We start from the raw sequence: 24,073 nt of genomic DNA on the forward strand, positions 1-24,073 counted from the left end.
CGAGCCGACCAGCCTTAGGATCGGCCGAGGCCGAAGGATGAACGCCATGGGTTCCGATCTGCTCGCCCGCCTGTCCCGCTTTGCCGCCCGCGACCTGCGTCCCGGCGGCGGTGACCGGCCGCACCGGCCGGAACTGTGGGCCTTCGTCGCCCATGACCGTGAGCGTCTAGCCGAGGTGCAGATCGAGCGCACCGCCCTGATCGCGGTGCTGGAAGGCACCAAGGAGCTGACCGACCAATCCGGCACGACCCGCCGCTTCCCGGCCGGCAGCGCCATGCTGCTGCCGCCGGGCTGGTCCGGGGCTGTGTTGAACGATCCCAGTGCCGGCGGACGTTACCGTGCGCTGGTGCTGGAGTTCCCGGCGGAGATGGTGCGGCGGCTTCTGCGCGCCCACGGCACGGACGGGCTGACGCAGCGCGCCCGGCCCGGCGACTGGCATGTCACCCTGACGCCGTCCCTGACCGATGCCATTCACCACGCCGCCGCCGGTCTCACCGCCGACCCTCCGCTCCCGTCCAAGCTGGCGGAACATCGCTGCATGGAGGTGCTGCTGGCCTTGCTGGAGGATGGTGTCTGGTGGCTGGGACCGGTGGCGCCGACCGGGACCGCCGACGCGGTGCGCCAATTGCTGCGCACCCAGCCCGACATTCCCTGGACCGCGGAGCGCGTGGCCGGGGCGCTCAACCTCAGCACCGGCACGCTGCGCCGCCGCTTGAGCGATGAAGGGTGCTCGGTCCGCAGCATCCTGACGGAAGAACGGGTCGCCCACGCCCGCGACCTGCTGGAAAGCGAAGGGCTGAGCGTGCAGGAGGCAGCGGAGGCCTGCGGTTATGCCAACCGCTCCCACTTCGCCCGCCGCATCCGGGAAGCGATGGGCGTCAACCCGTCGAATCTGCGGGGACGCTGACCGGCGCGGCACCGTAGGCGCGGATCAGGGCCGCGACCGAGTCGGCGATCACCTTCTCCGGGTCGGCGGTGACCGGCAGGCCCAACATGGTCGGCCAGAACAGAACCTCCTTCATGCCGCCCAGCAGCTGGGTCGCCACCACATGCGGGTCCGGCGCATTCAGCCGGCCGCGGGCATGCTGGGCGGCGATGTAGTCGTCCAGCAACGCATAGGCCTGGCTTTTGCCGCCCTCCAGATAGTCCTGCGACAGTTCGGGAAAGCGCTGGTGCTCGGCGATCACCAGACGCAGGAGGCCGCGGACCTCCGGCCGGCCGGTATGGACCAGCAGGGATCGCAGGAATGCCGGCAGGGCCTGCTCCGGTGGTTGGTCGTGGCGCAGCAGGCTCTGTCCGTCCTCGCTGCGGAACCCTTCATAGAGTTCCGACACAACGGCCTGGAACAGCTCCCGCTTGCCGGGGAAATGGTTATAGACGGTGCGCTTCGACACGTTGGCGTCTGCGGCGATGGCGTCCATCGATGAGGCCTCGTAGCCGTGCGTCAGGAAGGCGCGCGTCGCCGCCTCCACCACCGCATCCCGCTTGACCGAACCGCGCGCGGCACCCCCCGCCTGAGACGTTGACATTCCCCACCCTCAAAGTACACTGCACAGTGTAGTGTAGTTGTTGCCGCAGGCTCTCAGGGTAATCCGCCCGGCCGCGGCACGGGAGGGGTAAAGCGATGAAACAGCGCAACATCGGTGGCATTCTCTCGGTATCTGAAATCGGCCTCGGCTGCATGGGCATGTCGGAGTTCTATGGCCCGACCGACGATGCCCAGTCGCTCACCACGCTGGAACGGGCGTTGGAGCTTGGCGTCACCCACTACGACACTGCCGACATGTATGGCAGTGGACACAATGAAACGCTGCTTGCCCGTTTCCTGGCCGGCAGGCGCGACCGGGTGACGATTGCCACCAAGTTCGGCATCGTCCGCCAGCCCGGCGAGTATGCCCGCCGGGTCGATACCAGCCCGGCCTATGTGGCCCAGGCCTGCAATGCTTCGCTGAAACGGCTCGGGGTGGAGACCATCGACCTCTATTACGCCCACCGCATCAACCCGGACATCCCCGTGGAAGAGACGGTCGGCGCCATGGCCGATCTGGTTAAGGCGGGCAAGGTCCGTGCGCTCGGCCTGTCGGAGGTGTCCGCGGCCACCCTGCGCCGTGCCCACGCCGTCCATCCCATCGCCGCGGTGCAGAGCGAATATTCTCTGTGGACCCGCGACGTGGAGGCTGCGGTGCTGCCGACCTGCCGCGACCTCGGCATCTCTCTGGTCGCCTACGCACCGCTCGGCCGCGGCATGCTGACGGGGGCGGTCAGCAGTCCGGACCAGTTCGCCGAGAACGACTTCCGCCGCGTGGCACCGCGCTTTGCCGGGGACAATTTCGACCGCAATCTGGCCTTGGTCGAACAGGTCAAGGCGCTGGCGGTGCAGAAGGGCTGCACGCCGGGACAGGTGGCGCTGGCCTGGCTGCTGGCCCAGGGGCCGGACATTCTGCCGATCCCGGGCACCAAGCGGATCAAGTATCTGGAGGAGAATGTCGGCGCCGCAGCGGTGACGCTGACCGATGCGGAGGCCAAAGCGCTGAGCGACGCGCTGCCACCGGGGGCGGCGGCGGGCGACCGCTACACCGCCGAGGGAATGCGCGGGGTGAATGTGTAAGGTGCGATGACGGAAGACGGGAGGCGGCATGGCCTGCCGCCTCCCATGTCCTGCATGTCCTACTTCGGCGTTCCCGACCAGACCTGGAACTGCGTGGTTTCCATCAGCATGTCGCTGTGGCCGAACGCCGTTTTGAACAGCTTGCCGACCCCGGCGGTCCGTTGCGTCACCGCCACCAGCGTGCCGCGCAGTTTCAGATACTGCTTCGTCCCCGCCACCAGCGCGTCGAGCATGCCGAAATCCTCGTCCTTGCCGCGGTGGAGCGGCGGGTTGGACAGGATCAGGCCGAAACGCTCGCGGGTGCCCAGGCCGGCCAAACCGTCGCTCAGCACCAGTTCGGCGTCAGGCACATTCTGGCGGGCGGCGTGCAGGGCCACCGCGTCGATGTCCAGCAGGGTCAGCGGCGCTTCGGGCTGGCGCTCACGCACGGCCCGTGCGATCACCCCGGCGCCGCAGCCGAAATCCAGCACGCGGGTGCCGGCCGCCACCTCCGGCAGCACCTTCAGCAGGCATTCGGTGCCGGCATCCAGATGGCCGTGGGCGAACAGGCCCGGATAGGACACCAGCTCCAGCGTCCGGTCGGGCAGAGCGAGGGTGACGGTCTGCCGCCAATCCTCCAGCGCCCCCTTGGCCGGTGCATCGCTGCGCCGGGTCAGCAGCAGCCGGGCGCGCCGCTTGATGATCAGCGTTTCCGGTTCTTCCGCCAGCCCGTCCAGATGCTTCGCGGCACTGGTCACGCCTTCGTCGTTGCCGCCGGCGATCCACAGCGGGGCGCCGGGAGCAAGGCGGGAGGCGAGCGCATGCAGCGCCATCTCGAACCCGGCCCAGCCGCGCGGCAGGCGCAGCACGGCGCCGTCGAACGGCCCCTCCGCCGGCCAGGGGGTGGCAGCCTGCCCGCCTGTGGCGAGACGGTTCCACACCACCACGTCCGCACCGCCATCGCGGAGTGCGTCGGCAATGGCGCCATCGCTGTCGAAGGCGACGAGAATCCGGCCCTGCGGCCGGATTTCGGACAGAGCTTCGGCGGCCACGGCGGCGACGGTGGAGTCGCGGTCCGTGGCCCGATTGTCGAGACGTGCCAAAGAATTAACCCTTGTCGCGCATCAGCCGCGCCTTATCGCGCTGCCAACTGCGGTCCTTCTCACTCTGGCGCTTGTCGTGCTTCTTCTTGCCGGTGGCAAGGCCGATCTCGACCTTGGCATAGCCACGGTCGTTGAAATAGACCGACATCGGCACCAGCGTGACGCCCTTCTGCTTGATCCCGGCCGCGAGCTTGTCCAACTCGCGGCGGCGGACCAGCAGCTTGCGCGGCCGCTTCGGCTCATGCTGATCGATGCGGCCGGCCTGGAGATATTCGGGGATGTACGCGTTGAACAGGTACAGCTCCCCGCTCTTCAGACCGGCATAAGCCTCGTTCACACTGGCGCGACCGCCGCGCAACGACTTCACCTCCGACCCGGTCAGCATGATCCCGGCTTCGAGGACATCATCGATGAAGAAGTCGAACCGCGCGCGGCGGTTCTGCGCCGCGTATTTTTTAGCTTCCTCGCGCGTCGCCAAGTCTCTCTCCTATACGGCCCGTTCCATCGCTCAGGACAACAGGCCGGCTTTGGTCATGGCTCCACGCACGGCGGTACGGGCGGCTTCCGTCGCCGGAACCAGCGGCAGGCGCACCTCGTCGCTGCCGAGGCCGAGCAGGCTGGCGGCGAACTTCACCGGCGCCGGGCTGGTTTCGACGAACATCGAGTCGTGGACCGGCGACAGCACGTCGCGCAGGCGGAAGGCCTCCTTCAGGTCGCCCTTGGCCCAGGCGGTCTGCATGGCGGAGCACAGGGCCGGCGCGATGTTCGCGGTGACGGAGATGCAGCCGACGCCGCCCTGCGCGTTGAAGGCCAGAGCCGTGGCATCCTCGCCCGACAGCTGGATGAAGTCGGGGCCGACCTCCTGCAGCAGGCGGGACGGGCGGGACAGATCGGCGGTCGCGTCCTTCACGCCGACGATGTTGGGCAGCTTTGCAAGTCGCGCCATCGTCGACACAGACATATCCACGACACTGCGGCCCGGAATGTTGTAAATGAAGATCGGCAAATCCGCCGCGTCATGGATCGCCTTGAAATGCTGGTACAGACCCTCTTGAGACGGCTTGTTGTAGTAGGGCGTGACCACGAGCGCCGCCTGCGCGCCGGCCTGCTTGGCATGGCGGGTCAGGGCGATGGCTTCGTCGGTCGAGTTGGAACCGGCTCCGGCCATCACCGGAACCTTGCCGCCGGCCGCCTCGATGCACAGCTCCACGACGCGGTTGTGTTCTTCATGGGACAGGGTCGGCGACTCGCCGGTGGTGCCGCAGGGCACAAGACCGTGCGTGCCCTGCGCGACCTGCCACTCCACGAAGGACTGGAAGGCCTTCTCGTCCACTTTCCCGCCCTTGAACGGAGTCAGAAGGGCGACGATGGAACCGTGGAACATGGCTGCCTCCTCAGTCGGCTTAGCTGGAAAAAAGAGTTGCGCACATTATCCCTCCCCGCCGCCCTCGGCAAGAGCGCCCGGACCTCTGTTTTCGCGGGTCTCCTCACCCTTTTCGCGGCGCTTCCCGGCGCCCTTCCCGCCGCGGCGCTGAGCCCGCAGGACATCGCGATCTACCGCGAGGCCTTCAGGCTCGCCAATGACGAGCGTCTTTCGGAAGCGCTGGCCTCGGCGTCGAATGCGCAGGACCCGTTACCGGCGAAGGTTCTGCGCTGGATCGCGCTCGCCAACCCGGGCGGCGGCAGCTTCACCGACATCGCCGCCTTCATCCGCGAAAATCCGGACTGGCCGAACATGGCGGCGCTGCGCCGTCAGGCGGAAATGGCGATGCCCGACATCCCGCCGGCCGACGTGGTGGAGTGGTTCCGTCAGAGCCCGCCGCAGACAAGCGACGGCTTCGTCCGCTATGCCGACGCGCTGATCGCGACCGGCAGCGTGGAGCGTGCGACCACGCTGATCCGCAAGCAATGGGCCGACGCCACCTTCACGGCGGACGAGGAGGCCACCTTCCTCTCCCATTACACGCCCTATCTGCGTCAGCAGGATCACAAGGCGCGCATCGACCGGCTGCTCTGGGCCAAGCAGGAGGCTCCGGTCCGCCGGATGCTGCCCTTCTTCGACGAGGCCTATGACGCACTGATCCAGGCGCGTATCGCGCTGGACGGCGACAGCACGGGCGCCGAGGCGACCCTGTCGCGTGTGCCGCCCAGCCTGCTGACCGATCCCGGCCTGATGTACGACCGCGCCCGCTATCTGCGGCGCAAGGGCGACGATGCCGGCGCTCTGGAAATCATCGCCCAGGCCGGCACCGACATGGGCCGTCCGCAATCCTGGTGGTCGGAACGGCACCTGCTGGCCCGCCGGGCAATGGAGCGCGGCGACTACAACCTCGCCTACCGGCTGGTCAGCGCCAACGGAATGAGCGAGGGCAGTTCCTTCGCCGATGCGGAGTTCCTGTCGGGCTTCCTGGCGCTCCGCTTCCTCGACAAGCCGTCGGAAGCCTTCACCCACTTCCACAAGCTCTACCGCTCCGTCACCGCGCCGATCAGCAAAGCGCGCGGCGCATACTGGTGCGGCCGTGCCGCGGAGGCGCTGGGCCAGATCGGACCGGCGCGCGACTGGTACGCCAAGGCGGCGACCTACCCCACCACCTTCTACGGCCAGCTGGCCTTCCGCCATGTCTCCGGGGGGGCAGTGACCCTTCCGACGCCGCCGACCGTGTCGAGCGCCGAGGCCGCCGCCTTCAACAGGCGCGAGGTGGTTCGTGTCGCCCGCCTGCTGGCGGAGATCGGCGGCACTGCGTCCGATCAGGTGACCGGGTTTGTCCGCCGCCTGAGCCTGGATGCCAAGACGCCTGCCGATTACGTGCTCACCGCCCGGCTGGCCAGCGACGTCGGTCGCCGCGATCTGGCCGTGGCTGCAGCCAAGGACGCCGCCCAGAACGAGGTGTTCCTGGTCGAGGCTGGCTATCCGATGATCGATGCCCGCCCGGCCGCACCGGAACTGGCGCTGATCCACGGCATCATCCGGCAGGAAAGCACCTTCAACCCCACCATCGTCTCGTCCGCCGGTGCGCGCGGGCTGATGCAACTGATGCCGACGACGGCGCAGCTGGTGGCGGGGAAGCTGGGGCTGAAGCACACGAATGCGCGGCTGACCGCCGACCCCGGCTACAACGTCACGCTGGGCTCGGCCTATCTGGCCGAACTGATCGACCGCTTCAATGGGTCGTGGGTGCTGGCGATCGCCGGCTACAACGCCGGTCCAAACCGCGTGCGCCAGTGGCTGCAGACCTATGGCGATCCCCGCACGGAGACCATCGACGTGGTTGACTGGATCGAACTGATCCCGATCTCCGAAACCCGCAACTATGTCCAGCGCGTGCTGGAGGCGGTGCAGGTCTATCGCGCCCGCCTCAACGGCGACCGAGCCGATCCGAACCTGGACAAGGATCTGCGGCGGTAAGCAGTTGGCGTTGGGGAGGGAGCGGCGACAAAGCCCCCTCCCCCGGTCCTTTACAATACACCGACGCCGTCACGCCGTCGTCGGGTTGGGCATGCCCGGCATCGGCTCGTCGGCCGGCGGAGGGACTTCCGGCAGGATGCCGGGGTTCTCGGGCACCGGATAGGGATCGGGCGTCGTCGGCCGGTCGGGCTGCGGCGGGTTCGGATTGGACGGCGGCGGAATCTCGCCGGGGGTGGACGGCTTTTGCGGTTCGCTCATACGGGAACTCCTTCGCAAGGGTGAGCCCTGGGGATGGCCCTGGGATAACGCGTCAGTCGACCGTCCGTTCAATCGCCCGGCCTCCGGCCTGGACGTCCTGCCCGGCCCCCTCGACCGTGTTGCAGCCGGTCAGCATGACCGCCAGTGCCATAAGAAAGGTCAGGATCACCATCTCGCGCGCAGGGAACGGGATGGCGCGGGCGGTGGCGCGCTGCCGGCGGTTCTTGGCGTGCTGCATGGTGTCTCTCCGGTCTGGGGTGGGGCTGGGAGAAGGAAATCAGCGATTGCGATTGGGCGATGGCCGGGGCGTCGTTTGTCTCTGTTTCTGACAACGGAATGACAGCGGCTTGGTTCCGCACCCGACCTTTCCGCCATGCAGTGGATGCAACGGTCCTTTCGAGGCGCCTGAAAACCTTGACGCGGTACGCCCACCGGGCAAGATGACCAGCTTTTGCGCAGTCTGCCCGCTTTCCGGTCAAGCCTTACGGTCCGGCGGCACGGCGCAGGCCGCGACACCACCCTCTTCCACCACAGGTTTCGTCATGAGCACCGCCACCCTGCCCGCCCCGGAGCCGTTGCGCGCGCGTCTTGCCGCCCACATCGGCGAACTGCTGCGGTTGGCGGCGCCGGTCATCGTCTCCCGCGCCGGCCTGATGGTGATGATGGCGGTCGATACCGCCATCGTCGGCCGTTTCTCCGCCCAGGAGTTGGCCTATTACGGGCTGGCCCATCTGCCCGGCAACATCATGGTGGGCACCGGGGTCGGGCTGCTGATGGGCACTGTGATGATCACCGCCCACGCCTTCGGCGCCGGCAACGATGCGGATTGCGGACGGGCGTGGCGGCGGTCGGTCCCCTATGCGCTGCTGCTGGGGGTGCTGTTCGCCCTGGTCTCGCTGCTCGGCGTTCCGCTCTTCCAGGCCGGCGGCCAGACCGCGGAGATGTCCGCCGGCGGCGCCCATGTGCTGGCGGTGCTGGGTCTCGGCGCGCCGGGCATGATGCTCTACATCACCACCGGCTTCTTCCTGGAGGGCGTCAAGCGCCCATGGCCGGGCATGGTCGCCATGGTGATCGGCAACATCGTCAATGCGGCGCTGGCCTGGGCGCTGGTGTGGGGCCATGTCGGGCTGGAGCCGCTGGGCGCGGTCGGCTCCGCCTGGGCGACCACCGTGGTGCGCTGGGCCATGGGGCTGGGGCTCGTCGCCTATGTCTGGTGGATGCGCGACCATGACCGCTGGCAGGTCCGCCGGCCGGTGTCCGACTGGTGGAGCGGCGCCGCGCGCCAGCGTCACCTCGGCTATGCCGCCGGGCTCAGCATCGGGGTGGAGAGCGGAGCTTTCGGTGGGCTCGGCCTGTTCGCCGGCATGATCTCCCCGCTGGCGCTGGGGGCCTACACGGTCGGGCTGAACCTGACCGCCCTGCCCTTCATGGCCGCGGTCGGTCTTGCCTCGGCCACCGCGGTTCGGGTCGGCGTCGCCTATGGCCGCGGCGACCGCAGCGACATGGCGCTGGCCGGCTGGACCGGCCTCGGCGTCACCAGCGCCATCCTGGCCTGCGTCGGCATCCTCTATCGCAGCATGCCCGACGCGTTGGGCGCCATCTACTCCAACGATCCGCAGCTGCTGGAGGCGGTGGTGCCGCTGATCGCCTTCACTGCCTGGATCCTGATCGCCGACGGCGGCCAGACGGTGATGGCGAACGCGCTGCGCGGCCGGCACGACGCCTGGATCCCGACGGCGCTGCACTTCTTCTCCTACGCGGTGGTGATGATTCCGGTGTCGGCCTTCCTGGTCTTCGGTCTCGGCCACGGTGCCCACGGGCTGTTCGAGGGAATCCTGATCGCCAGTCTGGTATCGGTCACCATCCTCTCGCTCCGATTCGCGTATCTGAGCCGGCGCTGAGCCGGCTTTTCAGCCCCGAATCGTTGTGTGCAATTGCGAGAGTTGCTATATTTCCTGGGCAAAACCTTCGGCCCGCAAGGCCAGTGACTGCCGCGGATTCGTCAAGCGGCGGCGCATACGAAGAATGAGTGTCCTGCTTGAGCAATACGCCCCTTCCTCCCGCCTCCGACATCGCGCCGATCAACATCGAAGACGAGATGCGGAAATCGTATCTCGACTACGCGATGAGCGTGATCGTGAGCCGCGCCCTGCCCGACGTCCGCGACGGGCTGAAGCCGGTGCACCGGCGCATCCTCTACGCGATGAAGGAGGGCGGGTACGACTCGACCAAGCCCTATAAGAAGTCGGCGCGCATCGTCGGCGACGTGATGGGTAAATACCACCCGCACGGCGACAGCGCGATCTACGACGCCATGGTCCGCATGGCGCAGGACTTCTCGATGCGCCTGCCGCTGATCGACGGCCAGGGCAATTTCGGATCGATGGATGGCGATCCGCCGGCGGCGATGCGCTACACTGAGGCGCGTCTGGCCAAGTCCGCGGAAGCGCTGCTGGACGACATCGACAAGGACACCATCGACTTCCAGGCCAGCTACGACGATTCGGGCCGCGAGCCCACCGTCGTCCCGGCCCGCTTCCCGAACCTGCTGGTGAACGGCGCCGGCGGCATCGCCGTCGGCATGGCGACCAACATCCCGACCCACAATCTGGGCGAGGTGATCGACGCCTGCTGCGCCTACATCGACAATCCCGACGTCACGCTCGAAGAGTTGATGGAGCATGTGCCCGGCCCCGATTTCCCGACGGGCGGCCTGATCCTCGGCCGCTCGGGCAGCCGGGCGGCTTTGCAGACCGGGCGCGGCTCGATCATCCTGCGCGCCAAGACCCATTTCGAGGAGGTGCGCAAGGACCGCACCGCCATCGTCGCGACCGAGATCCCCTATCAGGTCAACAAGGCCAAGCTGATGGAACGCATCGGCGAGGTCGTGAACGACAAGATCATCGAGGGCATCGCCGACCTGCGCGACGAATCCGACCGCGACGGCGTGCGCGTGGTGGTCGAGCTGAAGCGCGACGCGGTTCCCGACGTGGTGCTGGCGCAGCTGTTCCGCCACACCCAGCTCCAGACCTCCTTCGGCGTCAACATGCTGGCGCTGAACGGCGGCCGCCCGGAGCTGATGCATCTGCTTCAGATCATCACCGCCTTCGTCCGCTTCCGCGAGCAGGTCATCACCCGCCGGACCGAGTTCCTGCTGGGCAAGGCGCGCGAGCGGGCGCACACCTTGGTCGGTCTGGCAGTCGCCGTCGCCAACCTGGATGCGATGATCGAGCTGATCCGCAGCGCTCCCGACCCGGTCTGGGCGCGCGAGGAGATGATGAACCGCGAGTGGCCGGTCCATGACGTCGGCCCGCTGATCGAACTGATCGATGAGCCGGGCCGCGGCGTCAGTGAACAGGGCACCTACCGGCTCTCGGAAGTCCAGGCCCGCGCCATTCTCGACCTGCGCCTGCACCGCCTGACCGGGCTGGAGCGCGACAAGATCGGCGCCGAGCTGACCGACGTCACCGACCAGATCGCCGATTTCCTCGCCACGCTCGCCAACCGGCCGAAGCTGATGGGGATCCTGCGCGACGAGCTGGTGGAGATGAAGGAGCGGTTCGGTACCCCGCGCCGCACCGAGATCCAGGATCTGGAGTTCGAAGCTGACATTGAGGACCTGATCCAGCGCGAGGACATGGTCGTCACCGTCAGCCAGTCCGGCTATGTGAAGCGGGTGCCGCTGTCGACCTACCGTGCGCAGAAGCGCGGCGGCAAGGGCCGCTCCGGCATGTCGATGAAGGCGGAGGATGCGGTCAGCGACCTGTTCGTCGCCAACACCCACACGCCGCTGCTGCTTTTCTCGAACCGCGGCATGGTCTACAAGCTGAAGGTCTACCGGCTGCCGCTGGGCAACCCGCAGGCGCGCGGCAAGGCCTTCGTCAACCTGCTGCCGCTGATCGACGGGGAGACCATCACCACCGTCCTGCCGTTGCCGGAGGACGAGGCCGCCTGGTCCGATCTGCACGTCGTCTTCGCCACGTCGAAGGGCAACGTGCGCCGCAACCGCATGTCCGACTTCGCCAACATCCGCTCCAACGGCTTGATCGCCATGAAGCTGGAGGAGGAAGGCGAGCGGCTGATCGGCGTCCACACCTGCTCGGAAACCGACGACATCCTGCTGGCGACCCGCGGCGGCAAGTGCATCCGCTTCCCGGTCGACGACGTGCGCGTCTTCGCCGGCCGCACCTCCACCGGCGTGCGCGGCATCAAGCTGGCCGACGGGGACGAGGTGGTGTCGCTGTCGATCCTGGCCCATGTCGACGCCACGCCCGAGGAACGCGCCGCCTTCTTCAAGATGAAGCGCGACGAAGGGCTGGAGATGGAGGGCGAGGCCGCTCCGGAAGCCGATGAAGTGCCGACCGACAGCGTCACCCTGTCGCAGGAGCGGTACGAGGATTTGAAACAGAAGGAACAGTATATTCTCACCGTCTCCGACCGCGGCTATGGCAAGCGCAGCTCGTCCTACGAGTATCGCACCGCCGGACGCGGGGGCCAGGGCATCTGGAACATGGAGATGGGCGAGCGTAACGGCTCCATCGTCGCCGCCTTCCCGGTCGAATCGAACCATCAGGTGATGATGGTCACCAACGGCGGCCAGGTCATCCGCATGCCGCTGCACGATGTGCGGGTGGCAGGCCGCAAGACGCTGGGCGTCACTCTGTTCCGCGTGGGGGCGGACGAACGCGTGGTGTCCGTCGCCACGATCGCCGAGGAAGAGGGCGAGAATGGCGTGGGTGAGAATGGCCTCGGGGAGACGGGAGTCGAGGACGGCGGTGACGCCAACGGTTCGGTCGGGTCGGTCGGCGATGCCGGCGGCACCGCCGGGCCGAACGAATAACGGACGGGCCTAAAGGGGAACCCATGGCGACCAGCCAGACCGAGACCAGCAAGGGTCGTCGAATCGGTGTCTATCCAGGCACCTTCGATCCGATCACCAACGGTCACATGGACATCATTCAGCGCGCCGCCCGACAGGTCGACCACCTGATCATCGGCGTCGCCCGGAATGCCGGCAAAGGGCCGCTCTACTCCACGGACGAGCGGGTCGCCATGGTTCGCGAGGATGTGGCCGCGCTGAATGCCGGCGGGGCCAGCATCGAAGTGCGGGCGTTCGACAATCTGCTGATGCATTTCGCCATCGAGATGAACGCCCGTGTCATCATCCGCGGCCTGCGCGCCGTCTCAGACTTCGAATATGAATTCCAGATGGCGGGCATGAATGCCCGTCTGAACCCGAAGGTCGAGACGATCTTCCTGATGTCGTCGGAGAAGCACCAGTTCATCTCCTCGCGCTTCGTCAAGGAGATCGGGCGCCTGGGCGGCGACATCCGTCATTTCGTCTCGGCCCGTGTCGCCGAGCGGCTGGCCGAACGCTTCGCGCTGGAGGCCGGCAACGGCACTGTCCCGACGACCAGCCAGACCTGATTGTCGACACCATGGGTTTGATGGGCGGATTCGAAGCAAAATCCTGCATCCGCCATCAAGCCCATGGTTGACCTTTGCGGCGCGTCTTTCTATGGTGCGCCCACTTCCGGCGGGGGCCAGTTTCCCACCGCCGCGCTGGATGATCCGGTAGCTCAGTCGGTAGAGCACGTGACTTTTAATCATGTGGCCGTGGGTTCGAATCCCACCCGGATCACCATCCTTTCAAATTTGCACCGACCGCTATCAACGATTTCTTTCAAGCCACACAAGCGTGGCTTTTCGGACCCTGCATCGACAAAGTCCGCCCTCCCTTCCGGCATCTCCCTTTGCAAGCCATGAAACGAGGTCGATAAGGGTAAGCCCTAGTTTAATCTCTTTGTGATTCTATTAAGACTCATAATGATTAGAGATTAAAGGGTTCAGCCATGAATCGGTTGGTGAACGCATCTGTTCGGACGAAGGTGATTGCGGCCTTCTTGGTGCTCTTGATCGGCACCGCGCTGCTTGGACTGTTCGCGATCAATCGCATGTCATCTGTGAATGACGAAGCGGCGGAGATTCGCGACAATTGGCTGCCATCGGTCGTCGCTGTTTCCGATCTCTATTCGACCTTCTATTCCTACCGGACCGGCGAAGGCGCCTTGATTGCGGTACAGGACGAGTCCGAAATCCGCAAGGAAGAGGAAAGCCTGGAAAAAATCATCCGCTCCATCGAACAAAAGCGCTCCGTGTATGAGAGCATGCTGACACCGGGCTGGGAAACCGAGACCTATCGAAAGCTTGTCGATTCGTTCAATCGGTATTTTGCCATCAGTCGGGACAGGTTGCGCCCTCTTGCGCGCAAGAACGACACGGTTGCGATCTCCGGACTGTTTATCGGCGACTCGCGGCAGGAATTCCGCACTGCCGTGGCGATTCTGGAAGAGCTGGTGAACTTCAACCGGGTCGAGGGGGTGAAGGCGGCGGACAACGGCGCCAAGATCTACGTCGTCTCCCGCAACTGGATCATCGCTGCAATCCTCGTGGCGGCGATGGCCGGCGTCGGTGCTGCCCTGCTGATCCTCACCGCGGTCGTGAAGCCGCTCCACACGCTGACCGGCACCATGGGCCGGTTGGCGAACCGGGAGATGAGCACCGAGATCCCCGGAACGGCACGCCAGGACGAATTGGGCTCCATGGCCCGCGCGGTCCAGGTGTTCAAGGACAACATGATCGAGGCCGACCGCCTCGCCGCCGTCGAAGCCGCCGAGCAGCAGGCCAAGACGCGTCGTGCCCAAGCCATCGAGCGGTTGCTCACCGGTTTCGAGAATTCGTCGACCACCGCCCTGCGCACCGTGGCGGCCGCCGCGTCGGAGCTGGACGCCACCGCGCACAGCATGTCGGCGATGGCGCAGCAGACCAGCACCCAGGCCACCGTCGTGGCGTCGGCCGCCGAGCAGACCAGCGCCAACGTCCAGACCGTCGCCACCGCCACCGAAGAGATGGCCAGTTCGATCCGCGAGATCGGCACCCAGATCGCCCGCTCCGCCGACATCGCCGGCAAGGCGGTGAACGAGGCCAGCCAAACCAGCGACGCGGTCCGCAGCCTCGCCGAAGCTGCGCAGAAGATTGGCGAGGTCGTTGGACTGATCACCGACATCGCCAGCCAGACCAACCTGCTGGCGCTGAACGCCACCATCGAGGCGGCACGCGCCGGTGAGGCCGGCAAGGGCTTCGCCGTGGTCGCCAGCGAGGTGAAGAGCCTTGCCGGCCAGACCGCAAAGGCGACGGAGGAGATCGCCAGCCAGATCGGCGCCATCCAGCAGACGACGCAGGGTGTGGTGACGGCGATCACCGGCATCGGCGGCACCATCGGCAGCATCAACGACATCACCACCGCCATCGCCGCCGCCATCGAGGAGCAGAGTGCCGCGACCAACGAGATCTCCCGCAACGTCCAGCAGGCCGCGGCCGGGACGCAGGAGGTGACTGGCAGCATCGTTCAGGTGACGCAGGCGGCGGGCGAGGCCGGCAATGCCGCCGGTCAGGTGCTGACAGCCGCCGGCGAATTGTCCCGGCAGGCCGAATTGATGCGCCGGGACGTCGAAACCTTCCTGGGCGACATCAAGGCGGCCTGATCGCCAGCTTGCCGACCGCAAACAAAAAGCCCCGCCGAAGCGGGGCTTTTTGTTTGTCTGCAACGGACTGCCGAGATGGCGACCCCAGCTGGATTCGAACCAGCGACCTGCCGCTTAGAAGGCGGCTGCTCTATCCAACTGAGCTATGGGGCCTTATCCCGGTTTCTTCTCTCCGAATGCCGGCCGCGACTCGGGCCGACGCCGGCTGTCGCAAAGGCTATCAGAAGCGCGGGCGGTCGGTGCGGAAGTTGTCGGCGTAGTTGCGCGGACGGACGCGGCGGACCGGCGCCTCCTGCACGGTATAGCTCCAGCCCTCGCGCTCCGCGAAGGCAATGGCCTCTTCCTTGGTCTCGAAGGACAGGCGCACCTGGTTCAGCGTGTCGCCGGAGCTGGTCCAGCCCATCAGCGGTTCCGGACGGCGCGGCGTCTCGATCTCGTAATCCAGCATCCAACGGTGAGTCTTGGCCCGGCCGGATTGCATGGCCGTCTTGCTCGGCTGATAGATCCGGACGTTCATGGCTCGCTCATCTCCCCAAATGCCTGCCGTTGCGTCCTGGCTCCATGGCTTGGACGCGGATTTGTCCTCTGGCGATGGTCGGGGCGCCCGGATTCGAACCGGGGGCCTCCAGTACCCAAAACTGGCGCGCTGACCAGACTGCGCTACGCCCCGTCGCCGCGTTGTGAGATACACGAACGCCACGCCCACGGCAAGCGGACGGGCACCGCTTTCGCGGTCTTTTCCATCCCGCCTGCCCTGCCGGTCGCTTGCTGCGGCATTCGGTCGCTCAACAGCCTGTCGTCAACACCGTTCCGGATCCGTTTCGTTGCCATCACTGACCCCCGCACCGCTCGCCATCATCCTGTTCCAGCCGGACCTTGCCGACCGGCCGGACCGCCGCTCGGCCATCGACCTCGCCCACGAACTGCTGCGAACAGGGGCTGCGGTGGATGTGGTGGCGCCGATGGGCGGAGGACCGCTGCGCGCCGAGCTGGACCCCGCCGTCGGGCAGATCGACCTTGCCAAGCGCCATGCCGCCACATCCCCCCTCGCCCTGGCGCGCATGGTGGCAGAACGGCAGCCGACGCTTCTGGCGGTTCCGCGGGAGGTGGTCTGGGTCGGCCGGCTGGCGCTGTGGCTGGCGCGCAGCAAGGCACCACTGGTCGTGCTGACGGGCGAGGTGGAGGCCGACCTCGCGGCTATTCGTGCCGCAACGCCTCGATCGGGTTGAGCCGGGCAGCCCGCCGGGCGGGGTACAGGCCGAAGAACACACCGACGATGCCGCTGACCACCACCGCTAGAACGACCGAGTCGATCTGGATCAGTGTCGGCCATCCGGCCAGAGTCGCGACGCCCATGGCGGTGCCGATGCCGAGCGCCACGCCGACGGCAGCGCCGATCAGCGACAGGGTGGTCGATTCGATCAGGAACTGCACCAGGATGTCGCGCCGCCGCGCCCCGATGGCAAGCCGCAGCCCGATCTCCCGCGTGCGCTCGGTCACCGACACCAGCATGATGTTCATGATGCCGATGCCGCCGACCAGCAGTGAGACCGCCGCCACGGCGGCCAGCAGGAAGGACAGGGCGCGTGACGAGGCATCGCGGGTCGCCGACACCTCCGATAGGTCGCGCATCCAGAAATCGTCGTCCTGACCGGCAACCAGCCGGTGGCGCTGGCGCAGCAGGTCGCGGATCTGCGTCTGGGCCTCGGCCATGTCGGTGCCGTCGCGCATCTTCACCACCATGGTGTGAATGAAGCGCGGGTTGCTCTTGGCCATGCCCGGAATGTTGCGCTTGGCGGTGGACAGCGGCACGAAGATGACATCGTCCTGATCCTGTCCCTGGGTGTTCTGCCCCTTCTCCGCCAGCACGCCGACGACAGTCAGCGGGGTGGAGAAGACCCGCACCGGCTCCCCGATGGGGTCGCCGCCGCCGAACAGGTTGCGCACCACCGTCTGGCCCAGCACCACGACCTTGTTGGCCTGCGCCACATCCTCGTCCGACAGGCCGCGCCCCGCCGCGACACTCCAGTCGCGGGCATCCATATAGTCGGGCGTGATGCCGAACAGCACGGTGCCCCAATTCTGGTTGCCGGCGACGATCTGCAATCCCCAGCGCACCGACGGCGCCGTCACCACCACGCCGGGGATCTCCGACAGCACCGCCAGCGCATCGTCTTCCGTCAGGGAAGAGGCGGTGCCGGCGCCCAGCTTCACCCCGCCCCGCGCGATGCTGCCCTGCCCCACCATGATCAGGTTGGTGCCCAGGCTGGCGATCTGGCGCAGCACCTGATCGCGCGCACCGGCGCCCACCGCGACCATGGCGATCACGGCGGCCACCCCGATGACAATGCCCAGCATGGTCAGCGCGCTGCGCAGCGGGTTGGCGCGCAGCGAATCGAGCGCGGCGCGCAGGGCATCCCAGGCGGTCATGCCGCAGTTTCCGGTGTCTGGTTCACGTCGTCGATCAGCCGGCCGTCGCGGAAGTGCAGGACACGGCCGGCGAAGCGCGCCACCTCCGGCTCATGCGTCACCAGCACGATTGTGATGCCGCGGCGGTTCAACCGCTGGAACAGGCTGATGATCTCCAGGCTGGTGGCGCTGTCGAGCGCACCGGTCGGCTCGTCGGCCAGCAGCAGCAGCGGGTCGTTGACCAGCGCGCGGGCGATGGCGACACGCTGCTGCTGCCCGCCGGAAAGCTGGGTCGGCCGGTGCCTTGCCCGCTCGCGCAGCCCCACCGAGTCGAGTGCGGCGAGCGCCCGCTCGACCCGCTGGGCGTTGCCGACGCCGGCATAGACCATCGGCAGCATGACGTTGTCGAGCGCCGTCTGCCGCGGCAGCAGGTTGAAGGATTGGAAGACAAAGCCGATGCTGCGGTTCCGCACCGCCGCCAGCGCGTCGGAGGATAGTCCGCCGCCCTCTTGCCTGGTCACCTCCTGCCGATCCAGCCGGTAGGTGCCTGAGTCCGGACGGTCCAGGCAGCCCAACAGGTTCATGAATGTGGATTTGCCGGACCCCGACGGCCCCATCACCGCAACGAACTCGCCACGCTGGATGACGACGGAGACATCGTCCAGCGCATGGACGAGCTGCGGCCCCATGCGGTAATGGCGGGTCAGGCGCTCAACCGTAATCAGAGGCGCGATCAGAGGCACGACCTGAGGCTCGGCCGGTTCAGAAGCCAAGGCGCGGTCCCCGGCGGGTGTCGCGGTCGGCGGCGAGGATGCCGGTGATGACTTCCTGCCCCGCCCGCAGGTCGCCGGACACCAGTTCGGTGAAGCTGCCGTCGCCGATGCCGAGCCGCACCGGCACCCCGACAGGACCGCCATTGCCAGGGCTGGGCACCCAGACGGTGCGTGTGGCCTCCGCTGCCCGGCCGAGATCGACCAGCGACTCGAAGCGGTCGCGCTGCGCCGGGTCGAGCAGTCCGGCCATCTGCTCCAGCGTCGCGGTGCGGATGGCGTTGGCCTCCACCCGGCGGCGCTCCGGATCGCCGCCTTCCGCATCCAGTGCTGCGAAGCGCTCGCGGGCCTCGGCGACCAGGGCGGCGATGTCGCGCCGCTTGATCTCGTCCAGCTTCAGCCCGTCCGTCACCCGCTTGGCTGCCGCCTCCAGCGCCGCGGCACCACGCCCGCCATTCAGGCCAGCGGTGGTCGGCGCCGGCGCGTCGGCGGACGGTTCGACGCCAGGCGGACGGAAGCGCAGGGCGGCGTTCGGCAGCTTCACCGCCGCCAGCCGCTCGTCCACGGTGATGCGCAGGTTGGCGGTCATGCCGGGCAGCAGCCGCAGCTCCGGATTCTCAACCGTGATGACGACGATGTAGGTGACGACGGTCTGGTCCTCCTTCGGCGCCAGCCGCACCTGCGCCACCCGGCCGGTAAAGCTGTCGCCGGGGAAGGCGTTGACAGTGAAACGCACCGCCATGCCTTCGCGGACCCGGCCGATGTCGGCCTCGTCGATGTTGGCCAGCACCTCCATCTGCCGCAGATCCTGGGCGATGGTGAACAGGGTGGGCGCCGACAGGCTGGCCGCCACCGTCTGGCCGGTGCTGACCGCCCGGTTCACCACCACGCCGTCGATGGGCGAGCGGATGACCGAGCGGTTGAGGTCGACGCGGACCAGTTGCAAGGCCGCCTCGCGCTGGGCCACCTGGGCACGGGCGACCTCCACCTGGGCGGCGGCGACCGCCAGCGAGGCTTCGGCGGATGCCTCCGCCGCTTCGGCCTGCCGCTTCTGTGCGCGGGAGGCGATCAACTGGGCCTGGGCGCTGTGGGCCGCGGTCTCCGCCTTTTCCAGATCGGCGGCGGCGACGACGCCACGGCCCTGCAGGTCACGCCGACGCCGCAGGTCTCGCTCCGCATCGCGCTGGGCAAGGTCGGCACGGACGATCTGCGCATCGGCATTGGCAATGCTAGCGTTGGCATTGGCGAGATCGGCCCGCGCCTTGTCGAGCAGGGCCTGCTGCTGGATCAGCGCCGCCTTGGCGGAATCGACATCGGCACCGGCCTGGGCCAACCGCGCGGCAAGCTGATCGCCGTTCAGCCGGGCGAGGATCTGCCCGCTGGTGACCCGGCTGTTGAAATCGGCGTAAAGCTCGGCGATCTGGCCGGAGAGTTGGGAACTGACCTCCACCGTCACCAGGGCGCTCATGGTGCCGGTGGCGGTGATGGCGCTGACCAGCGGGCCTTGCTCCACCCGCGCCAGACGATAGGACGGACCGGGCTCGGCCCGCGCCAGCACGACATAAGCGGAGAGGCCGGCCGCGGCGCTGAGCGCCAGTCCGAGAAAGATCGCCGCCCGCCTGCCAGCTCCCTTGGCCATCCCAACCCTCCGCACCGCGCCCACCCGCACGATGAATCTGGGGGAGTTTATGCGAAAGTCATGGGCGGCGAGCCGTCTTTCAACGTCGGGACTTACGGCTTGGCGATGTCAGGGGAAACCACCCGGTCGCCGGGACGGATGCCGAGCCGCGAGGCCATGCCGCCGTTCAGTTCCAGGATCGCCTTGACCGGGCCGTCGGAGTTGACGGAGTCCAGCGATTCCGGCACCGCCCGCTCATGGATGTTCACGATGCGGCCGTCGGCGGCGATGAACAGCATGTCCAGCGGGATCAGGGTGTTCTTCATCCAGAAGCTGGCGGGCTGCACCCGGTCGTAGACGAACAGCATCCCGGCATCGGCGGCCATCGACTGGCGGAACATCAGCCCCTGGGCCTGCTGGCCGGGCGTCAGCGCCAATTCGATATCGAAGCGGAACTTGCCGCCGCCCACCGTCTCGACGGTCAGCTTTGATTTCTGGAAACTTTCCAGCGCCAGTGCCGGGAAGGCGACCACCAGCAGCAGGAGTGCCGCCACCACACCCCGAAAACTCCGACCGACCATCATGCATGTCCCCGAAGGCTGACTTGACCCGTGGATGCGGGAGAGGCGCCAGTGAAGCACGGCGCCCTGCCCCAGCCAAATTAAGCCTGTTTAGGACTTCGCCAGACGGTCGAAGGCCTGGAGCTTCGCCAGCAAGGCCGGCATGTCCGTCAGCGGGACCATGTTGGGACCATCGCTGGGAGCGCAGTCGGGGTTCTCATGCGTCTCCATGAAGACGGCGGCGACGCCGACGGCGATGGCGGCGCGGGCCAGGACCGGAACGAACTCCCGCTGGCCACCCGAGGTGGTGCCCTGCCCGCCCGGCTGCTGGACGGAATGGGTGGCGTCGAACACCACCGGGAAGCCGGTCTCCGCCATGATCGGCAGCGACCGCATGTCCGACACCAGCGTGTTGTAGCCGAAGCTGGCGCCGCGCTCGCACAGCAGCACGCGCTCGTTGCCCGAGGCGACCAGCTTGGCGGCGACATTCTTCATGTCCCACGGCGCTAGGAACTGGCCCTTCTTGACGTTCACCGCGCGGCCGGTTTCGGCGGCGGCGATCAGCAGGTCGGTCTGGCGGCAGAGGAAGGCCGGAATCTGAAGCACGTCCACCGCCTCGGCGACCGGGGCGCACTGGGTGGAGTCATGCACGTCGGTGATGACCGGGCAGCCGAACCGCTCGCGGATTTCCGCGAAGATCGGCAGGGCCTTATCCATGCCCAGACCGCGCGCGGTGGTGATCGAGGTGCGGTTGGCCTTGTCGAAGCTCGACTTGTAGATCAGCCCCATGCCCAGCGCGCGGGTCATCTCCACCAGCGCGGACGCGGTCTCCATCGCATGGTCGCGGCTTTCCATCTGGCATGGGCCGGCGATCAGGACGAAGGGACGGTCGTTGGCAATGGTCAGGTCGCCGACCTGAACGGCGCGCGGCGTGGTCATCGGAGTGCTCCAAAACAAATCGAGGCGAGAGGGCGCCGCCCTCCCGCGCTCACCCGACAGGGGTTCGGGCAAGGGTCGGAAGGCCCTTGCATCCCACTATTCAGGAAATCGGTCAACGGCGCTGGCGTCAGGCCAGATGCGTCCGGAAGAACTCCACCGTCAGCCGGTTCGCCTCATCGGCGGCATCCCGGTCGTAATGCTCGCCGCCCGGCCGGGCGAAGGCATGGTCCATGCCCGGATAGACCTTGGCGGTCACCCACTTGTTGTCCTTCACCCCGGCGACCACCGCGTCGCGCTTGTCGGGGCTGGAGAACTTGTCGTTCTCCGCGATGTGGAGAAGTAGCGGCTTGGCGATCTTCCCGGCCTCGCCCAGCAGTCCCTCCAGCCCGACGCCATAATAGCCGACATTGGCATCGGCGTCCGACCGCGTCGCCATCATGAAGGCCAGCCGGCCGCCCAGGCAGTAGCCGACGCTGCCGGCCTTGCCGGTACAGCCATCCTGCCCGCGCACCCAGGCCAGCGCCGCCTTCAAATCCTCCACCGCCTTGTCCTGATCCATGCCGTTCATCAGGGCAAAGGCCTGGTTCCATTCCTCTTGCGTCTTGTCGGTCAGTTGCACGCCCGGCTGCTGGCGCCAGAACAGGTCCGGGCACACCGCCAGGAAGCCCTGCGAAGCGTACCAGTCGCACATCTCGCGCATCACCGCGTTGACGCCGAAGATCTCCTGAATGACCACCAGCCCGCCGGCGGGGGCCACCGTGGGCTTGGCGACATAGGCTGAGAAGCGGCCGCCATCGGCGGCATCGATCATCACGTCTGACATGGCGCTGTTGTCCTCCCGTTGGCAAATCCGCCCCTGATATGGAGCGGAGTTGCCCCCGGTCACCCCGCCTTTCGTCAAAAACCGACGCTGACGCCGACGAAGCCGCCGTAATCGCGGCGGTTCTCCTCGCCCAGCCGGACATTCAGGCCCAGCGTGCCGGTCACCGACTCCGCCAGCTTGAAGGAAGCGCCGGCCGTCAGGTCGACATAGCTGCGGTCCGGCTTCGCCACCGCCACGTCATAGGCCAGCGTGGAAATGCTGCGGCTTTCCACCGTAATGCTGCGCTGGTCGTCCTTGAACTCCCGGTTCAGCGTCACCTTGGCATAGGGCAGGACGCTGCCGAAATCATAGGCCGCCTGATAGCCGATGCTGCCGACCAGCGAGTTGCGCGTCTGCGAGCGGTAGGTGAAGCCGAACAGGCTGTTGTCCTCGCTGAACCCCTCTACCTCGACATGCTGGTAGCGCAGGCCCAGCACCGGGCCGTGGGTCAGCCCGCCGGTCATGAACTCATAGCCGCCCTCGGCGCCGATGGAGGCGTTGATGCCCTCGGTGTTGCCGCTGGTGGAATGGTCGGTGCCGTTGATGCTGACGCCACGGCGCAGGTCGTAATCGGCGAAGCCGATGGAGCCGACGCCGTTCACGAAGGCGCCGCCCATGCGGTAGACGCCATAGCCGCTCAGCACATACTCCCGCTGCTTGTAATCGCCGCCGGTGGAGAAGCTGCCGCGGTAATGCGACGCCGTGCCGGCCACGCCGAGCAGCAGGTTCTCGGTGAAGCGCTTGTCGATGCCGACGCTGACCGACAGCGGCGTGCCGCGCACCGCCGCCTGACCGCCGGCACCGGGGTCGCCGGTGCGGTCGCTGGTCAGCCGGCCGACCCCGCCGCTGATCCAGGCGCCACTGGTGCCGGGCTTGCGACTCCACAGGCTGGTTGCCGCCTGGGCCAGGATGGTCGAGGTCAGCCGGTCGCGGGTGTGGATCGGCGATTCGGCGAGTTGCGCCACATTGCCGGGGGCGGTCAGTGCGTTCAGCACGAAGTCCGACACCGCGCGATGCCCGGCAGTGGTCGGGTGGACGCCGTCGGCGAACAGATAGGTCTGCGCCGCGTTGGGCGCCACCAGCGTCCCGGAGGTGCAGAGCAGCGAACTGCTGGTGGTGCAGGCGGTACCGGTCACATTGGTGAAGCCGAAGGCCGCCGGATCGGCCACCGCCGCCCGCAGCAGGGAGTAGGTGTCGATGGGAATGACCGATACGCCGGCATTCGCAAGCCCCAGCGTGACCAGCTGGTTATAGCCGCTGACCAGCTGTGTGATCTGTGCCGCCGCGGCTGAGCCCTGCGCCCGCCCGAACGGCGTCGATCCGATGTCCGGCACCGTCGGTACCAGGATCGTGCGCGCCCCGGCGGCGCGCAGACGCGCCACCTGCGTCACCAGATCGCCGGCAGCCTGCGTCACCATCGCCTGTGCGGTGGCCGGGTTGTTGAGTGCCGTGAAGATGTCGTTCGCTCCACCCCAGACGGTGTAGAGCGCGTTCGGGTCGGCCCGGCCGCCGCTGGAAGCCAGATAGCCGGAGATCTGCGTCGCCACGCTGGGGGCGAGCGCGGTCGGGCCGGTCGCCGGAAAACCAACCGAGGTGTTCACCCGTGCGCCGCCGACCGCATAGTCGGTGCCGCCCCGCGCCGCCGTGGTGGCGGAGGTGCCCAGCGCCCCGGCGATATTCTCCGCCCACACCGGACCCGGGTTGGTGGTGAACTTGCCGCCGACGGGCAGCAGCGACTGGAACGCGCCGCTGTCGGTCAGGCTGTCGCCGAAGAAGATGGTGGAGGAGTAATCCGCCGCGGCGGCCGGGACCGCGGCAACCGCGGTCAGACAGGTGGCGAGCGCGGCGATCCTGACGCGATTCATGGCCCTTCCCCGATCAGATTGTTTGATTATCCGATTTTCAGAGGATCGTCGCACAAGGGTATCTGGCACGCAAGGTACCTGACGTATGGGGAAGGTTGCCGGCAGAAAAAAGCCCCGCCGGTGAGGGCGGGGCTTCCGTAATCGAGGACGGT

General features: G+C 67.4%; 22 protein-coding genes and 3 tRNA genes. 9 read left to right on the forward strand and 16 right to left on the reverse strand.

Annotated features, from left to right (window positions below):
- Positions 1-46: 46 nt before the first annotated feature.
- Entirely contained in the window at positions 47-907 is an 861-nt protein-coding gene (locus ABNQ39_RS05125; RefSeq protein WP_376959341.1) for a helix-turn-helix domain-containing protein, read from the forward strand.
- Here ABNQ39_RS05125 and ABNQ39_RS05130 read toward each other — a convergent pair.
- A complete protein-coding gene (locus tag ABNQ39_RS05130; protein WP_376959342.1) occupies positions 879-1,529 on the reverse strand; it encodes a TetR/AcrR family transcriptional regulator in 651 nt (216 codons plus the stop codon). The genes ABNQ39_RS05125 and ABNQ39_RS05130 overlap by 29 nt on opposite strands.
- 95 nt (positions 1,530-1,624) lie before the next feature.
- Here ABNQ39_RS05130 and ABNQ39_RS05135 point away from each other — a divergent pair, with 95 nt between their 5' ends.
- Positions 1,625-2,608, forward strand: coding sequence for an aldo/keto reductase (locus ABNQ39_RS05135; RefSeq protein WP_376959343.1), 984 nt, complete (start codon positions 1,625-1,627; stop codon positions 2,606-2,608).
- Positions 2,609-2,667: 59 nt separating this feature from the next.
- On the opposite strand, the gene ABNQ39_RS05140 is transcribed toward ABNQ39_RS05135, so the two are convergent.
- Genes ABNQ39_RS05140 through dapA form a run of 3 tightly spaced genes read right to left on the reverse strand, consistent with a single transcriptional unit; the run spans position 2,668 to position 5,074 of the window.
- Complete coding sequence (locus ABNQ39_RS05140; protein WP_376959344.1) at positions 2,668-3,690, reverse strand: methyltransferase; 1,023 nt, start codon at positions 3,688-3,690, stop codon at positions 2,668-2,670.
- Between the two features lie 4 nt (positions 3,691-3,694).
- Entirely contained in the window at positions 3,695-4,168 is a 474-nt protein-coding gene (gene smpB / locus ABNQ39_RS05145; RefSeq protein ID WP_098739782.1) for an SsrA-binding protein SmpB, read from the reverse strand.
- A 30-nt stretch (positions 4,169-4,198) separates the two neighbouring features.
- Positions 4,199-5,074, reverse strand: a complete 876-nt coding sequence (dapA, locus tag ABNQ39_RS05150) for a 4-hydroxy-tetrahydrodipicolinate synthase (RefSeq protein ID WP_376959345.1) — start codon at positions 5,072-5,074, stop codon at positions 4,199-4,201.
- A gap of 36 nt (positions 5,075-5,110) precedes the next feature.
- On the opposite strand from dapA, the gene ABNQ39_RS05155 reads away from it, so the two are divergent.
- Positions 5,111-7,096, forward strand: coding sequence for a lytic transglycosylase domain-containing protein (locus ABNQ39_RS05155; RefSeq protein WP_376959346.1), 1,986 nt, complete (start codon positions 5,111-5,113; stop codon positions 7,094-7,096).
- Positions 7,097-7,165: 69 nt separating this feature from the next.
- Here ABNQ39_RS05155 and ABNQ39_RS05160 read toward each other — a convergent pair whose 3' ends face one another.
- Positions 7,166-7,354 carry a hypothetical protein gene (locus ABNQ39_RS05160; RefSeq protein WP_045582231.1) on the reverse strand — a complete coding sequence of 63 codons (189 nt, stop codon included), beginning with the start codon at positions 7,352-7,354 and terminating at the stop codon, positions 7,166-7,168.
- Positions 7,355-7,406: 52 nt separating this feature from the next.
- Entirely contained in the window at positions 7,407-7,592 is a 186-nt protein-coding gene (locus tag ABNQ39_RS05165; protein ID WP_376959347.1) for an entericidin A/B family lipoprotein, read from the reverse strand.
- A 304-nt stretch (positions 7,593-7,896) separates the two neighbouring features.
- On the opposite strand from ABNQ39_RS05165, the gene ABNQ39_RS05170 reads away from it, so the two are divergent.
- The 5 genes from ABNQ39_RS05170 (at position 7,897) to ABNQ39_RS05190 (ending at position 14,898) form a co-directional block, all read left to right on the forward strand.
- Entirely contained in the window at positions 7,897-9,255 is a 1,359-nt protein-coding gene (locus ABNQ39_RS05170) for an MATE family efflux transporter (RefSeq protein ID WP_376959348.1), read from the forward strand.
- 137 nt (positions 9,256-9,392) lie between these two features.
- Positions 9,393-12,194 carry a DNA gyrase subunit A gene (gene gyrA, locus ABNQ39_RS05175; protein ID WP_376959349.1) on the forward strand — a complete coding sequence of 934 codons (2,802 nt, stop codon included), beginning with the start codon at positions 9,393-9,395 and terminating at the stop codon, positions 12,192-12,194.
- Positions 12,195-12,217: 23 nt separating this feature from the next.
- The gene (coaD, locus tag ABNQ39_RS05180; RefSeq protein ID WP_109050033.1) at positions 12,218-12,781 is read left to right on the forward strand and encodes a pantetheine-phosphate adenylyltransferase; all 564 of its coding nucleotides are present in this window, start codon (positions 12,218-12,220) and stop codon (positions 12,779-12,781) included.
- Positions 12,782-12,922: 141 nt separating this feature from the next.
- A tRNA-Lys gene (locus tag ABNQ39_RS05185) sits at positions 12,923-12,998 on the forward strand.
- A 208-nt stretch (positions 12,999-13,206) separates the two neighbouring features.
- The gene (locus ABNQ39_RS05190; RefSeq protein ID WP_376959350.1) at positions 13,207-14,898 is read left to right on the forward strand and encodes a methyl-accepting chemotaxis protein; all 1,692 of its coding nucleotides are present in this window, start codon (positions 13,207-13,209) and stop codon (positions 14,896-14,898) included.
- Between the two features lie 76 nt (positions 14,899-14,974).
- Here the strand turns inward: ABNQ39_RS05190 and ABNQ39_RS05195 are convergent.
- The 3 genes from ABNQ39_RS05195 to ABNQ39_RS05205 form a co-directional block, all read right to left on the reverse strand.
- Positions 14,975-15,051, reverse strand: a tRNA-Arg gene (locus ABNQ39_RS05195).
- A gap of 67 nt (positions 15,052-15,118) precedes the next feature.
- A complete protein-coding gene (locus ABNQ39_RS05200) occupies positions 15,119-15,415 on the reverse strand; it encodes an ETC complex I subunit (protein ID WP_376959351.1) in 297 nt (98 codons plus the stop codon).
- A gap of 75 nt (positions 15,416-15,490) precedes the next feature.
- Positions 15,491-15,568: transfer RNA gene (locus ABNQ39_RS05205), tRNA-Pro, on the reverse strand.
- Positions 15,569-15,722: 154 nt separating this feature from the next.
- Between ABNQ39_RS05205 and ABNQ39_RS05210 the strand changes: the two genes are divergently transcribed.
- The gene (locus ABNQ39_RS05210; RefSeq protein WP_376959352.1) at positions 15,723-16,127 is read left to right on the forward strand and encodes a hypothetical protein; all 405 of its coding nucleotides are present in this window, start codon (positions 15,723-15,725) and stop codon (positions 16,125-16,127) included.
- Here ABNQ39_RS05210 and ABNQ39_RS05215 read toward each other — a convergent pair.
- The 7 genes from ABNQ39_RS05215 to ABNQ39_RS05245 all read right to left on the reverse strand — a co-directional run bounded on the left by ABNQ39_RS05215 (position 16,096) and on the right by ABNQ39_RS05245 (position 23,921).
- On the reverse strand, positions 16,096-17,328 hold the full coding sequence (locus ABNQ39_RS05215) for an ABC transporter permease (protein ID WP_376959353.1): 1,233 nt from the start codon (positions 17,326-17,328) through the stop codon (positions 16,096-16,098). The two genes, ABNQ39_RS05210 and ABNQ39_RS05215, sit on opposite strands and share 32 nt — an antisense overlap.
- Positions 17,325-18,050 carry an ABC transporter ATP-binding protein gene (locus ABNQ39_RS05220; RefSeq protein ID WP_376959354.1) on the reverse strand — a complete coding sequence of 242 codons (726 nt, stop codon included), beginning with the start codon at positions 18,048-18,050 and terminating at the stop codon, positions 17,325-17,327. The genes ABNQ39_RS05215 and ABNQ39_RS05220 overlap by 4 nt, the downstream gene beginning before the upstream one ends.
- Positions 18,051-18,069: 19 nt before the next feature.
- Positions 18,070-19,716: an efflux RND transporter periplasmic adaptor subunit gene (locus ABNQ39_RS05225; RefSeq protein ID WP_376959355.1), complete on the reverse strand. Its 1,647-nt coding sequence runs from the start codon at positions 19,714-19,716 to the stop codon at positions 18,070-18,072.
- 92 nt (positions 19,717-19,808) lie between these two features.
- On the reverse strand, positions 19,809-20,252 hold the full coding sequence (locus ABNQ39_RS05230; protein WP_376959356.1) for a DUF192 domain-containing protein: 444 nt from the start codon (positions 20,250-20,252) through the stop codon (positions 19,809-19,811).
- Between the two features lie 114 nt (positions 20,253-20,366).
- Positions 20,367-21,194 carry a 3-deoxy-8-phosphooctulonate synthase gene (gene kdsA, locus ABNQ39_RS05235; RefSeq protein WP_376959357.1) on the reverse strand — a complete coding sequence of 276 codons (828 nt, stop codon included), beginning with the start codon at positions 21,192-21,194 and terminating at the stop codon, positions 20,367-20,369.
- 127 nt (positions 21,195-21,321) lie between these two features.
- Positions 21,322-22,017 carry a dienelactone hydrolase family protein gene (locus tag ABNQ39_RS05240; RefSeq protein WP_376959358.1) on the reverse strand — a complete coding sequence of 232 codons (696 nt, stop codon included), beginning with the start codon at positions 22,015-22,017 and terminating at the stop codon, positions 21,322-21,324.
- Between the two features lie 74 nt (positions 22,018-22,091).
- The gene (locus tag ABNQ39_RS05245; protein ID WP_376959359.1) at positions 22,092-23,921 is read right to left on the reverse strand and encodes an autotransporter domain-containing protein; all 1,830 of its coding nucleotides are present in this window, start codon (positions 23,919-23,921) and stop codon (positions 22,092-22,094) included.
- Between the last annotated feature and the right edge of the window lie 152 nt (positions 23,922-24,073).

It is taken from the genome of Azospirillum sp. A26 (genome assembly GCF_042604635.1).
In the GTDB taxonomy this organism is placed as follows: domain Bacteria; phylum Pseudomonadota; class Alphaproteobacteria; order Azospirillales; family Azospirillaceae; genus Azospirillum; species Azospirillum palustre.